This is a genomic window from Vibrio sp. 1557, assembly GCF_033340175.1.
Lineage (GTDB): Bacteria > Pseudomonadota > Gammaproteobacteria > Enterobacterales > Vibrionaceae > Vibrio > Vibrio alginolyticus.
This window is the reverse complement of the sequence record NZ_JAWOVZ010000043.1, coordinates 1-13521: the sequence shown is the minus strand read 5'-3', so window position 1 is coordinate 13521 and position 13521 is coordinate 1. Positions and strand designations below refer to the sequence as shown.

Genomic DNA, 13521 nt, shown 5'->3' with positions numbered 1-13521 from the left:
TAACTGCAAATCTTACCCATGTATTGTCACAGATGATGTTTGGGCCCTGTTCCAGTTCATAACTATCCGGATCGACAAAATGATAACGAAGAACCTTCCTCTTACTGATTTGCACCGTCACCTCGACGGTAACATTCGTACTAAAACGATTCTTGAGCTAGGCCAAAAGTTTGGCATTGCCCTACCAGCGTACGATATTGAGTCTCTCACTCCTCACGTTCAAATTGTCGAAGCGGAACCCTCTCTTGTTGCTTTCCTTTCTAAGCTCGACTGGGGTGTTGCTGTACTGGGCGACCTAGATGCGTGTCGTCGTGTCGCGTACGAAAACGTAGAAGACGCGCTAAACGCACAAATCGATTACGCAGAGCTGCGTTTCTCTCCTTACTACATGGCGATGAAACACAAACTACCAGTAACGGGGGTTGTTGAAGCCGTCGTGGACGGTGTGCAAGCGGGTATGCGCGATTTTGGCGTGAAAGCCAACCTGATCGGTATCATGAGTCGCACATTTGGCACTGACGCATGTCAACAAGAACTGGACGGCATTCTGAGCCAGAAAGATCACATCGTTGCCGTCGACCTTGCGGGTGACGAGCTAGGCCAACCGGGTGATCGCTTTGTGTCTCACTTCAAGCAAGTACGCGATGCTGGCCTTGGGGTAACGGTCCATGCTGGTGAAGCAGCAGGTGCAGAGAGCATGTGGCAAGCAATCAATGAGCTGGGCGCAACTCGTATCGGTCACGGCGTAAAAGCGATTCACGATCCAAAACTGATGGATTACCTAGCAGAAAACCGCATTGGTATTGAATCTTGCCTGACGTCAAACTACCAAACAAGTACGGTAGAAACGCTAGAAAACCACCCTCTCAAGCAGTTCCTAGAGCATGGCGTTCTTGCGTGTCTGAACACTGACGATCCAGCGGTTGAAGGTATCGAACTGCCATACGAATACGAAGTAGCGGCACCAGCCGCTGGCCTGAGCCAAGACCAGATTCGCCAAGCGCAAATCAATGGCCTTGAGATTGCGTTCCTTTCAGAAGCAGAAAAATCGGAACTGAGAGAAAAAGTAAAAGATCGCGCTTAAATCCAGCGAAAACATAAAAAAATGCCACCATCTGCTGGCATTTTTTATATCTTGAATCTGTATCTCTGATTAAATAACACGAGAGAACTGTTGCTGACGTGCCTTTGCTCGTAGGTATTTATCGAAGCTCATACAAATATTACGGATCAACAAACGACCTCGCAGCGTCACACGAATTTCATTGTCATCCACTTCCACCAGCTCATCGTTAATAAAGGTCTGAAGTAGCTGCAAATCTTCTTTAAAGTACTGTTCAAACCTCACTTTAAACTCAGACTCAATGGCTTTCTTGTCTAACTTGAAGTTACAAATCAGCTGCTTAATCACTTCGCGACGGAGCAAATCATCGGAGTCCAGAGAGACCCCTTTCCATAGAGCGTGACGAAGTTCGTTGACTTGAGCGTAGTATTTCTTCAGCTCTTTCTGGTTTTGCGCGTACGCATCGCCGATCATCGAGATTGCAGAAACACCAAAGCCAACCAAGTCACATTCACCTTGTGTGGTGTAGCCTTGGAAATTGCGATGCAAAATACCTTCGCGCTGGGCAACAGCAAGTTCATCGTCCGGCAAAGCAAAGTGGTCCATACCGATAAATTGGTAGCCAGCATCAGTCAGTGTCGCGATGGTGTCTTGCAGAATCGCCATCTTCTCTTCTGCCTTTGGCAGGTCTTCGTCTTTAATCTTACGCTGCGCTGCAAATAGCTGTGGCATGTGCGCGTAGTTAAACACGGATAGACGGCCCGGCTGCATCTCTAGCACTTGTTCTAGAGTCTTGGCAAAAGATTCTTTGGTCTGCTTCGGTAAACCGTAAATTAAATCTAGGTTCGTCGAACGAAAGCCTAACTCTTTTGCGCGCGCAACCATAGCAACGATGAACTCTTCATCTTGCTCACGATTCACCAGCTTTTGCACTTCTTTGTTGAAGTCCTGAACACCGATGCTCAAGCGATTGAAGCCTTCACTACGCAGATGATCCAGCATGGTCAGCTCGATTTCACGCGGGTCAACCTCGATACTGATTTCAGCATCGCTACTAAAAGTAAACTCTTGGCGTAGCAGGCTCATTACACGCGTGATTTGCTTTTCAGAGAGAAACGTCGGTGTACCACCACCAAAATGCAATTGCGTCACAGTGCGACCAACAAGTAATGCAGCACGTTGACGAATTTCGTGTTCAAGCACGTCGAGGTATTCATCCGCTTTGTGCGAGTGGCGTGTAATGACTTTATTACATCCACAGTAGTAACAAAGCTTGTGACAGAACGGAATGTGTACGTACAGCGATAATGGGCGTTCTGGGTATTGAGTGCATGCCATATCATAATCAGAAATGGTGAACGCTTCATGAAACTCCAGCGCCGTTGGGTACGACGTATAACGAGGCCCGGAATAGTTGTACTTATCCAATACCGCTTGATCCCAGACGATTTGCTGTTTCGATTCAGTGTGTTGATTCGACATGGTGGTACTTTCCGTTAAATGCTAGGGCAACGAAAGCCGTCACCCGATATTCAGAGCCGCTATTTTGCCATACGACGATGACAAGCGTGGCAACGCCGACTGGCTTTTTAAGTATAAAACTAAAGAAGTGCTAGCGTGATCACGATACCCCCATTAGCCATAAGGAGACTATTGGGGGTCGCGCTTAAATCATCTGAATATTGATTTGATTATTCAGTGGCTGGACGTTTTTCTGCAACACTTTGAGCTCCTCAATAATCGCATCAGTGAGGCGGCTTTCCGCTTTATGACGCGTCAAGTTCTGTTGCATACGCTCTTTCTTGGCAAGTTGTTGGCGTTCTTCGCCACGCGCCATATCTTTCACGATGTGGTAAAGCTCAGAAATCGCAGGGTACGTTTTATCGAAATCAACGCGGTCTTCACCTTGTACATAATCCATGATGTTATACACACGGATACTGATTTCAGATAAATCGCACTGCCCTTGAATGCCCGCCTGACACAAGGTATGCACATTCTCAAAAATGTTGGCGTTACGTTTGTCTATCGCCAATTTTTGATGCTTCAGCTGCAATTCCTTTTGCTTTTTCAATTGAAGCAGAAGGTAACCTGCATAAGAAGCGAGTGCGATGATAATCACAACACCAGCAATAGCTAATAAGGTTACATTCATAGCTTAATTATCCTTTATAGTCGTCGAAATTAATGTCGTCGAAATCTGCCAGCAAGTCATCATCGTTGCGCGTGCTTTTCTCAGCAGGTGCAGTGAAGTCTTCCTCTTCTTCAGGTTCCAACAAGCCTAGTTGGTCCATTAGCTTCTCAATGCGGTCGAGTTTCTCATCGACGAATTTCTGTAGACCTGTGCCCAGGTTTTCACCCGCTTCAATACGGTCTAGCAACACGTTCAATTGCGCGTCATTTTCTAGCATCTCTAGTTCTTGCTCTGCCGACAAACGACGCTCTTGCTTCGTCATTTTCTTCGCAGGTTCAACAATCAGAGGTATTTTCTTTTTGCTGCCTAAGCGCGGGTCGCGATTTTGTGCAGCAGCTTGCTTTTTCTGCTCGTTAACTTCTGAGTTACGGTTACCCGTTTTCAGACCTTTACGCTTTTTAGCACGCTTGCGTAAACGGCCTTCCACATCAGATTCTGTACGGTTACGAGTTACAACAAACTCAGGTGCACCAGCGGCACCCGGTTTTCTAGATTTTTTACTACGGCTCATTACTGGGGTTTCCTCAGTAAAATTACATCATTACCAATAAATTCGAGTTCGAGCTTATCCCGCTCTGCTAGGAACTGGAACGTGTCACGACTAAAGAACACTACGTGAGTGAGATCGTTCTTATAATGCCATGATTTGAAAGCCTCCACGTCGATGACCATTTTCGTCATCAGGCCTATCCAGCCCCCTGGCTTAACTAAATTCAACCATTGCTTCCACACCAAATCTGGGTGGTAGAGGTGCTCTATCACCTCTGTTGCTGTCATGAAGTCGTACGTTTTTTCTAAAACCGACGTATCAGGGTGGTAGTAGAGATCGTACAACGCCATGTTGTGCCCCGCCTCTTCCAGCATCAAGGAGAGCGTTGGGCCAGGACCACAACCAAAGTCGATACCATTTGATTGTGGAGAAATTCGCTCTGTGATCGGGTCAGCAATACGCGACAAAAAGCGTCGGTAACCCAAATCATCGGGGTTGTTCTCATGCAAATCATAGTGAGCTTTTTCGCTTTCCGCATCCAAACGTTGGTCTGGATTTACGAATACCAAGCTGCACTGCTCACATTGAAGATATTCACGACGCTTATCTTCAAAATAATGGTGAGTGCGCTGATTTTGGCATAAAGGACAGGTATGCATGCTGACTTCCTCAAACAGGGATGCGAAACATACCAGAAAGTGAACTCGGATTGGAGTGTTGTTGAGTATTTTTTCAGCAATTTTTATTAAAAAACTTTGTTTACAACCTATAAAGCTAAAGTAAGTGCTGTAATCTCAATTCAAGTTACGACTGAGCAAGTCAACGGATATAAAAAAAGCGACAGTCAGACTGTCGCTTTCTAAGTGCCATCAATTGGCGAAACTGTGTTGCACACATTTGGTGCACCAATGATCCCTTTGTTTTTAGAGCTTTCCCTGCCAAAAAGAGTTGTTTTTCATCTTCCTGATGAGTTTTGGCTATCCGTTTACTTCCTGTCTACTGAGCAACTTCCTGTGCCTGATCCGTTTCACTGTCTTAACCGTCAGACGAGATGACCATCCTTATCTGATAGGCTCCCTACCTATCTAAATCCCTTTCTAAATCACCAAGCATCCGAGCTACATCCTTGGAGACCTAAACCGTAGTCTTAAATCCTTACATTCACCCCCTGTGAACGACTTCTACTTTACGCCATCCCGTTATGCTCACAAGTAATGGGTTGAAAAAAAATCCGCCTATTTTTCTAAAAAATCAAAATTATCATTTAATCAAAAACTTAAAAACACTAACAAGAAAAAGCCAACATCAAGTATGGCAAATGTCTCACAAACTGCCGAGCCAACTATCGCTTTCGCATCCAAACTCGACTGTGATATCTGTCACGAACAAAAATGCCCTAGTGGATTCACTAGGGCATTTTTGTACAAGTTGCTCGAACGATGTAGGGACATCTACCCAACCAGCTCAAGATGCAGGATCTTGAGCGATTTAGGTATATTAGTGCAGACCGCCAACGTATTTAGACAGCACTTCGATATCTTCGTCTGTCATTTTCTTCGCGATGTCGCGCATCATGGCATTCATATCATTACCACGGTCGCCATCACGGAATTTTTCTAGCTGAGCTTTGATGTAGTCAGCATGCTGACCAGAAATTTTCGGGAAACCTGAAAGCTCAGTACCATTGCCACGAGGACCATGACATGCAATACATGCGGTTAGGCCACGCTCGGCATCACCAGCGGTATAAAGCGTTTTGCCTTTTGCTACTACATCTTCAGGTGTTGAGTTTTCTGAAACTGGTAGCGAAGCGTAGTAAGCAGATAGGTCTGCGATATCTTCATCGCTCAGTGGCATTGCCATACCACTCATTACAGGATCGTAACGACCTTGTTTACCACCACTTGTCATGCCTAGCTTAAGTTCTTTTAACTGCTTCTCAAGATACTTAGCGTGTTGGCCTGCGAGTTTCGGGTACGTTGTTATTGCACTGTTGCCATCTGCTCCGTGACAGGCGACACAGGTTTGTGATTTTGCTTTACCAGCCTCAATATTACCTTGGGCCCATACTGAGCAACTGGCTAAAAGACTCAAAATTAGCGCTAATTTCTTCATGACATTCCATTATAATTATCAAGCTTCCAGTACCACGGAATGTGAACATACCGCGTACACTCATGGTACAATAGGCGACCTTATGCCGAGCACGGTTATTTTACACATTTTCACAAAAAAGTAATCAATCGACTACACAAAGTCGAGATGGAGTTAACAGTGAGCGTAAAAATTCATTACCAAAATACGCATTTCATCACCAGCGCACCCGATATTCGTCACCTGCCGGAAGACGAAGGTGTCGAAATTGCGTTTGCAGGACGCTCAAACGCTGGTAAATCGAGTGCACTTAACCGTCTAACTAATCAAAAAAGCTTAGCCAAGACATCAAAGACACCTGGTCGTACGCAATTAATCAACCTTTTCAAAGTAGAAGAAGGTTGTCACATTGTCGATCTACCTGGATACGGTTTTGCTCAAGTACCGGTAGAGATGAAAAACAAATGGCAGAAATCTTTGGGTGAATACCTACAGAAACGCGAGTGCCTAAAAGGCTTAGTGGTTCTAATGGACATTCGTCATCCAATGAAAGATCTCGACCAACAAATGATTTTCTGGGCCATCGATAGCCACATTCCTGTGCAAGTTTTGCTAACCAAAGCAGATAAACTAAAAAGTGGTGCACGCAAACAAACTCTACTGAAAGTTCGTAAGCAAGTAGAAACTTTCGGTGGTGACGTTTCTGTTGATGTGTTCTCTTCACTGAAAGGATTAGGTGTCGATCAGCTACGTGCAAAACTGGATACCTGGTTTGCACCAGCACTAGCACACCTGATAGAAGAAGACGAACAAGAGATACCAGCGAGCGATGAAGAATAATTAACAATATTTGTTAAATTTCTTCGACACGGCCCTGCCATTTGGTGGGGCTTTTGTTTATCTGAACTAAATAACAGGCAATAAAAATCCCCGCCTTCCTGGCAGGGATAACGGGAGAGAAAAATTGGTAATTATTGTTATGTGACGAAGCATTGCTGAACTGAGATTCGATTTCAATAGGTTAAAAAGCGCTCTTGTTTCCTGTGTATCACCAAACATTCACTCCAAAAACACCCAATAGCGTTACAATTCAGACAGTTAAGCCAAGCAAATCTTCAAAAAGATGTAACTTAGTTTCTTTCAAGAAAAAATAATAGTGTGACTGGCGTAAATTTACAGGATGAATAACGCAATAAATTTGAAGGAAAAATCGAGATTTTGCAGTGACTTAGAAAGGTCAAAAAAGAAGGTTTTTGAAGGCAAACTTTAAGCTGCTGATCCAAAAGAATAATTTTCTTTCGCCCAATAAAAAACGCCCCAGTCAAAAACTGACTGGGGCGGCTGAATCAGCCTAATCCAATAACGTGAAACAAAAGGTCTGAAAGATAGAACATCTTACCTCTGTACCCTACGAGTATTAATGTACAACAATTGGTCAGAATTGCAAAGAATTTTTGTAGTTTTTTTTCATGAAATTTTTATTAAGCAACATCAAAGTTAACTTTGCGCTAGCTTTTTTAATCTCAAAAAAAAGCCAGCGTTTGTGCGCTGGCTCATAATTAATTGGTTATTTTGGTCTAAAAGTGACTAATGAGCTTGATCCCAGTTATCACCGTGACCTGCTTCTGCAACCAACGGTACTTTTAGCTCTGCTGCAGATTCCATCAATTCCTGTACTTTACTTTCAATTTCGGACAATGATGACTCTTCAACTTCAAAGACCAATTCATCGTGTACTTGCATTAATAACTTCACACGACCATTGCCTTCTTCCTGAATCCACTGATCAACCAACAGCATCGCTTTCTTAATGATGTCCGCAGCCGTACCTTGCATTGGTGCGTTGATTGCCGCACGTTCAGCAGCTTTACGACGCATCCCGTTGCGCGATTTGATTTCTGGTAAATGCAAACGTCGACCAAAAATCGTTTCAACATACCCTTTATCTGCTGCCGTGCTGCGTGTGTCTTCCATGTACTGCATCACGCCTGGGTAACGTTCAAAGTATGTATCCATGTACGCTTGAGCCTCACCACGAGGAATGCCTAATTGCTTCGCCAAACCAAACGCACTCATGCCGTAAATAAGACCGAAATTAACCGCTTTCGCACGACGACGTTGCTCACTTGAAACGTCTTCAATAGAAACACCCATGATTTCTGCTGCGGTTGCCGCGTGGATATCTTTGCCATCACGGAATGCATCCAACAACGCTTGGTCGCCAGAAAGGTGCGCCATGATGCGTAGTTCGATTTGCGAGTAGTCGACCGCTAAGATTTTATGCCCAGATGGCGCGACAAACGCTTGACGAATACGACGGCCGGCTTCGTTACGAATTGGAATATTCTGTAAGTTCGGATCAGTAGAAGATAGACGACCCGTTGCGGTCACTGCTTGGTGGTAAGAAGTATGCACACGACCCGTTGATGGGTTGATCATCTTCGGCAGTTTGTCCGTGTAAGTTGATTTTAGCTTCGCCAGACCACGGTATTCCAAAATCAGTTTTGGTAGTGGGTAGTCTAGCGCGAGTTCTTGCAGAACTTCTTCATTCGTCGATGGTGTGCCTGATGGCGTTTTCTTCACAACCGGTAAACCCATTTTTTCAAATAGGATGGCTTGTAATTGCTTTGGCGAGTTCATGTTAAACTCTTGCTCTGCAATTTCGTACGCTTTCTTTTCAAGCTCATCAAGGCGAGCGGTAATCTCGACCGACTGCGCACTCAGCTTCATTTCATCGATAAAGACCCCAGTGCGTTCAATGCGCGAAAGAACTGGCACCAACGGCATTTCAATCTCTTCGTAAACTGTCTTCAGGCTTTCATCCTGCTCGATATTAGCAAACAAGCGATTGTGCAGACGAAGGGTCACATCCGCATCTTCTGCCGCGTATGGCGATGCTTGTTCCAGTTCGATTTGGTTAAACGTAAGCTGATTTTTGCCTTTACCTGCAATTTGCTCAAAAGAAATGCAGCTGTGCTGTAGGAAGCGAAGCGCCAAGCTGTCCATATCGTGTTTACCGCCGACACTGTTGTAGATATACGATTCCAACATCGTGTCGTGCTTGATACCTTTTAGCTCAATGTCGTAACGAGCGAGTACAGACGCATCATACTTTAAGTTTTGACCGACTTTTGCTTTCGTTGCATCTTCAAGAATTGGCTTCAGCTGTTCTAGTACCCAATCACGATCAAGCTGTTCAGGCGCATCTAAATAGTCATGTGCAACTGGCACATAAGCCGCAATACCTTCATCGACAGCGAATGACAAACCAACTAGATTCGCTAGCATGTAATCTAGGTTATCGGTCTCCGTATCAAATGCAAACAGCTCAGCCGTTTGAAGTTTATCTAGCCAAGCATTGAAGGTTTCTTTATCCAGAATTGTTTCATATTGGCTGCGATCGATTGTTACCGCAGAAGTTTCCATCTCGGCTTGAGAAGAAGAAGCTTGTGAAGATCCTGCAAGCTCTACGGCCTCCACTGATCCAGAACCGCCTTCAAGTAGTTCATTCAACCAAGATTTAAACGTCAGTTGGCCATACAGCTTCACTAATTCGTCTTTATTTGGTTCCGCTTTCAGCAATGATTCTGGCGTTTCCTCAAGCTCAACATCCAATTTGATGGTCGCGAGCTCATACGAAAGCATGGCATTTTCTTTGTTGTCGATGAGCTTTTTCGCCATGGTTTTAGAACCACGGAAACCAAGCCCTGCAATATCATCGAGGTTTTCATACAACTTCGTCAGACCACCAATACCTTGCAGTAGTGCGGTCGCCGTTTTATCACCGACACCCGGTACACCAGGAATGTTATCTACTTTATCGCCCATCAGTGCTAAGTAGTCGATGATCAACTCAGGTGGAATGCCAAACTTTTCAACCACACCTTCACGATCCATTACGACGTTTGTCATGGTGTTGATCAAAGTAATGTTATCATCCACTAACTGCGCCATGTCTTTATCACCAGTACTGATCAATACAGGCATGCCCTTTTGTGATGCTTGGTATGCTAACGTACCGATGACGTCATCCGCCTCGACGCCAGGAACACAGATCAGCGGCAAACCCATTGCACGAATAACATTGTGTAATGGTTCAATTTGACAACGCAGGTCATCCGGCATTGGCGGACGATTCGCTTTGTATTCTGCATACATATCATCACGAAAGGTTTTTCCCTTTGCATCGAAAACCACCGCGATGCGCTCAGACGCAAACTGACGCATCATGCTGCGTAACATGTTCACGACGCCGTAAACGGCATTAGTTGGAATTTCACCATTGCTCATGGTGCCCGGGTAGGCGTGAAAAGCGCGATATAGGTAAGAAGAGCCGTCGATAAGGATCAACGGATTTTCAGGAATACTTGCCATAATTGTCTGTATCCAATTCAGTACTTGAGAGATCTGCCTAGGATGCCATGACTGCTGATCTGAATCTATCTTGTTCGCTCGATCTAGGTCGCGTAAATTTTTCCGACTTTATTCACGAAAACACCACCTCCTGTGGATAACTCTGTTTATAGAAATTATCCACTGGTTATCCAATAACAAAAAACACAAGAAAACACCAACTCAAACTATTGATTTATAACAACAAATTCGCATAACGGCGAGAAGATCAACGATCCTAAAATGATCATCGCATGTGGAAAAGATATTAATAGTGACGTCAAATAGAAATCGTAGAAAAGAAAAAAGCGACCCGAATGGGGTCGCCTAGCAGAAGTGGTAAAGCAAATTCTGTAAATAGAGCAGCTTAACCAAGAAGCTATAAATTACACTGGAAGCAATGTGAGCAATGTCGTGTCAAAAAGAATTCGTGCAAGTTCTCGGAAAAATGTTTCATCACTTCTCAACTTTCAGTTAATTAACTTCTGTTAATAAGTCACTCAACGTCCTTGTGAACTTTCCTCATTCCCTAAGACAGGTTTAATAATAATGATTCTCATTTCGTAGTCAACAGTTAAATGAGAAAAAATCTCATTTATTTTCACATTGCTTTAATGAAATGCACTCTAGATTCTCGAAGATTTACTTTTTCTTCAAACTTTTCAATGATATAGCCATTTCTCAATAACAAGCGAAGCATAGCCGGAAACTGGTTTCGAGATTTCACTTTTAATGTGTTGTAGCCTTGTTCTGCCACCCAATCCTCTTGAGCTTCCAAAAGCAGTTGTGCCACGCCTTCATTTCGAGCTTCAGGGACAACACCACCTAACCAGCTATAGAAAACACCATCCTCTAATTCGTAACCTATTTTGAAGCCGACAATCGTGCCATTTTTTTCTGCAACGAGGATTAAACTGTTTTTCTCTTCTAAACGTTGAGTCATGGAGTCTACCGTTTCTCCTTTCGAAAACTCGGTAACACGCGCCACAACTTGAAGTGCTTCTTCCAATGTGCCTTCACGAATCAGCATTGTCATTGTTCTCTTCTCCAAAATAAAAATACCCAAGCACCTTGGATTGTTACTGTTGTAATCCGCCTGAGGTTACTTGGGTATATACAGACGAACAACTCTTGTTGGTCTGGTATTTCTCACTGAGCGATAATTACTCTTCTGTCGCTTCCGGAGTACGATTTAGGTGTTGAGCAGTTTGTGCATTCTCTTCTGCCAACCACTCAGCAACGTCTTTCGCAAAGTACGTTAAGATGCCATCTGCACCTGCACGTTTGAAGCACAATAGTGATTCCATCACAATTTCACGCTCTTTGAGCCAGCCATTCATGATCGCCGCTTTATGCATCGCGTACTCGCCAGAGACTTGATAAGCAAATGTCGGTACTTGAAGTTCAGTTTTTACTCGGCGAACTACATCTAAGTATGGCATACCAGGTTTAACCATCACCATGTCCGCACCTTCATTGATGTCTAGCGCCACTTCGTGAATCGCTTCATCAATGTTTGCTGGGTCCATTTGGTAGTTTTTCTTGTTGCCGCCTTTTAGATTTGAAGAAGAGCCAACCGCATCACGGAATGGTCCGTAGTAGTTCGATGCGTACTTAGCCGAGTAAGCCATGATTTGAGTATGAATGTAGCCCGCGTTTTCTAATGCTTCGCGGATCTTACCAATTCGGCCATCCATCATGTCTGAAGGCGCGACTACGTCAGCACCCGCTTCTGCATGAGACAAAGCCTGCTTAACCAATACTTCTGTGGTTTCATCATTCATTACGTAGCCATCTTCATCGATGATGCCGTCTTGGCCATGTGTCGTGAATGGGTCAAGTGCCACGTCTGTGATTACACCAATTTGAGGAATGTGTTCTTTAAGCGCTCGTACTGCTCGCTGAACCAAACCTTCTGGGTTGTAGGCTTCAGTAGCACATAAGCTTTTAGCGTCTTGGTTTACGACAGGGAAAAGCGCGATTGCTGGAACGCCTAGATTTGCAAGGTATTGTGCTTCTTCTAGCATTAAATCAATCGACAAACGCTCTACACCCGGCATGGACTCCACGCTCTCACGACGATCTTTACCCATAAGAATGAACATTGGGTAAATCAGATCATTAACAGAAAGTTGGTTCTCAGCCATCAAACGACGACTAAAATCGTGCTTACGTAAACGACGCATACGGCGTGCAGGGAATGGACCTTGAATTGATACAGACACCATTTTCTCCTTGTCTGGACGGTTATGATGATCAAATCATCTGGTGAACAAAATCATATCACTCTTGATGCATGTTGCGAGTGACAATCTGGAAAAAGGTAATGAAAAAAACTGAAAATGACCCAGCACTCACACTCAAGTATACTTCGAATACGAAACCAACCATGAAGCACAGAGAGTAACGATGATCGATACCCACGCGCACATCTATGCTAGCGAATTTGATAACGACCGCGATGAAGTAGTACAACGCGCCTTAACGCAAGGCATTAATAAAATCCTGTTGCCAAACATCGATCTGGACTCAATTGAGCCCATGCTAAAAACCGAAGCGGCATATCCTGACGTATGCCACTCAATGATGGGGCTGCACCCTTGCTATGTGGATAACAACGTTGAGCAAACGTTGGAGATCATCCGCGGCTGGTTTGAGAAACACAAGTTTATTGCGGTGGGCGAAATCGGTATCGACCTGTATTGGGACAAAACCTATCGTGCTGAGCAAGAAATGGCGTTCGTAGCTCAACTTAACTGGGCAAAAGAGATGGATTTACCGGTCGTTATCCACACTCGTGATTCGATTGAAGAAACACTCACTTTGCTACGACAAGAGCAAGATGGTCGTCTGCGTGGTGTATTCCACTGTTTTGGAGGCAGCTTAGAAGAAGCACAAGCAATCAATGAGCTAGGCTTCCACTTAGGCTTGGGTGGCGTATCAACCTTTAAGAATGGCGGGATGGATAAAGTCATTCCACATTTGGATATGCAGTGGGTCATTTTAGAAACCGACTGTCCATATTTAGCGCCGGTGCCACACCGTGGTAAACGTAATGAACCAGCCTACACTTCTCTCGTTGCACAACGTGTTGCCGACTTGCGTGATGTCGACATCGCAACCATCGATGCCATAACGACTGAGAATGCCAAAAAGCTGTTTAATATTTAATTCACGTGACCCGTCCTGATATGGGTTGACACTTTTTAAATAAAACGCTCGATGTACTTCATCGGGCGTTTTGTATTTTAAAGCCGTATGAGGCCTCATTTGATTATAGATATCTAC

At 44.3% G+C, this 13521-nt stretch carries 11 protein-coding genes; 3 read left to right on the top strand and 8 right to left on the bottom strand.

What is annotated here, in order from left to right:
- Window positions 1–79: 79 nt before the first annotated feature.
- The gene (gene add, locus R7070_RS23690) at window positions 80–1084 is read left to right on the top strand and encodes an adenosine deaminase (protein ID WP_017821942.1); all 1005 of its coding nucleotides are present in this window, start codon (window positions 80–82) and stop codon (window positions 1082–1084) included.
- 69 nt (window positions 1085–1153) lie between these two features.
- Here add and hemN read toward each other — a convergent pair whose 3' ends face one another.
- The 5 genes from hemN to R7070_RS23665 form a co-directional block, all read right to left on the bottom strand.
- Window positions 1154–2545 (bottom strand): oxygen-independent coproporphyrinogen III oxidase, encoded by a 1392-nt coding sequence (gene hemN / locus R7070_RS23685; protein WP_017821952.1) that lies wholly within the window; start codon window positions 2543–2545, stop codon window positions 1154–1156.
- A gap of 184 nt (window positions 2546–2729) precedes the next feature.
- Window positions 2730–3218, bottom strand: coding sequence for a DUF2489 domain-containing protein (locus R7070_RS23680; protein WP_005379254.1), 489 nt, complete (start codon window positions 3216–3218; stop codon window positions 2730–2732).
- A gap of 7 nt (window positions 3219–3225) precedes the next feature.
- Window positions 3226–3768 carry a Der GTPase-activating protein YihI gene (gene yihI / locus R7070_RS23675; RefSeq protein WP_005379252.1) on the bottom strand — a complete coding sequence of 181 codons (543 nt, stop codon included), beginning with the start codon at window positions 3766–3768 and terminating at the stop codon, window positions 3226–3228.
- Entirely contained in the window at window positions 3768–4406 is a 639-nt protein-coding gene (locus R7070_RS23670) for a class I SAM-dependent methyltransferase (protein WP_005379250.1), read from the bottom strand. Before R7070_RS23670 ends, yihI begins: the two co-directional genes overlap by 1 nt.
- Window positions 4407–5244: 838 nt before the next feature.
- The gene (locus R7070_RS23665) at window positions 5245–5862 is read right to left on the bottom strand and encodes a c-type cytochrome (protein WP_005379248.1); all 618 of its coding nucleotides are present in this window, start codon (window positions 5860–5862) and stop codon (window positions 5245–5247) included.
- A 159-nt stretch (window positions 5863–6021) separates the two neighbouring features.
- Between R7070_RS23665 and yihA the strand changes: the two genes are divergently transcribed.
- Window positions 6022–6681, top strand: coding sequence for a ribosome biogenesis GTP-binding protein YihA/YsxC (gene yihA / locus R7070_RS23660; RefSeq protein ID WP_017635019.1), 660 nt, complete (start codon window positions 6022–6024; stop codon window positions 6679–6681).
- 747 nt (window positions 6682–7428) lie between these two features.
- Here yihA and polA read toward each other — a convergent pair.
- From polA to hemB, 3 genes are all read right to left on the bottom strand, one after another.
- Complete coding sequence (gene polA, locus R7070_RS23655; protein ID WP_256900492.1) at window positions 7429–10215, bottom strand: DNA polymerase I; 2787 nt, start codon at window positions 10213–10215, stop codon at window positions 7429–7431.
- Between the two features lie 619 nt (window positions 10216–10834).
- Window positions 10835–11269: a GNAT family N-acetyltransferase gene (locus R7070_RS23650; RefSeq protein WP_005379245.1), complete on the bottom strand. Its 435-nt coding sequence runs from the start codon at window positions 11267–11269 to the stop codon at window positions 10835–10837.
- Between the two features lie 127 nt (window positions 11270–11396).
- On the bottom strand, window positions 11397–12458 hold the full coding sequence (gene hemB / locus R7070_RS23645) for a porphobilinogen synthase (protein ID WP_031777176.1): 1062 nt from the start codon (window positions 12456–12458) through the stop codon (window positions 11397–11399).
- A 184-nt stretch (window positions 12459–12642) separates the two neighbouring features.
- On the opposite strand from hemB, the gene R7070_RS23640 reads away from it, so the two are divergent.
- A complete protein-coding gene (locus R7070_RS23640; protein ID WP_005379240.1) occupies window positions 12643–13404 on the top strand; it encodes a TatD family hydrolase in 762 nt (253 codons plus the stop codon).
- Window positions 13405–13521: the final 117 nt, after the last annotated feature.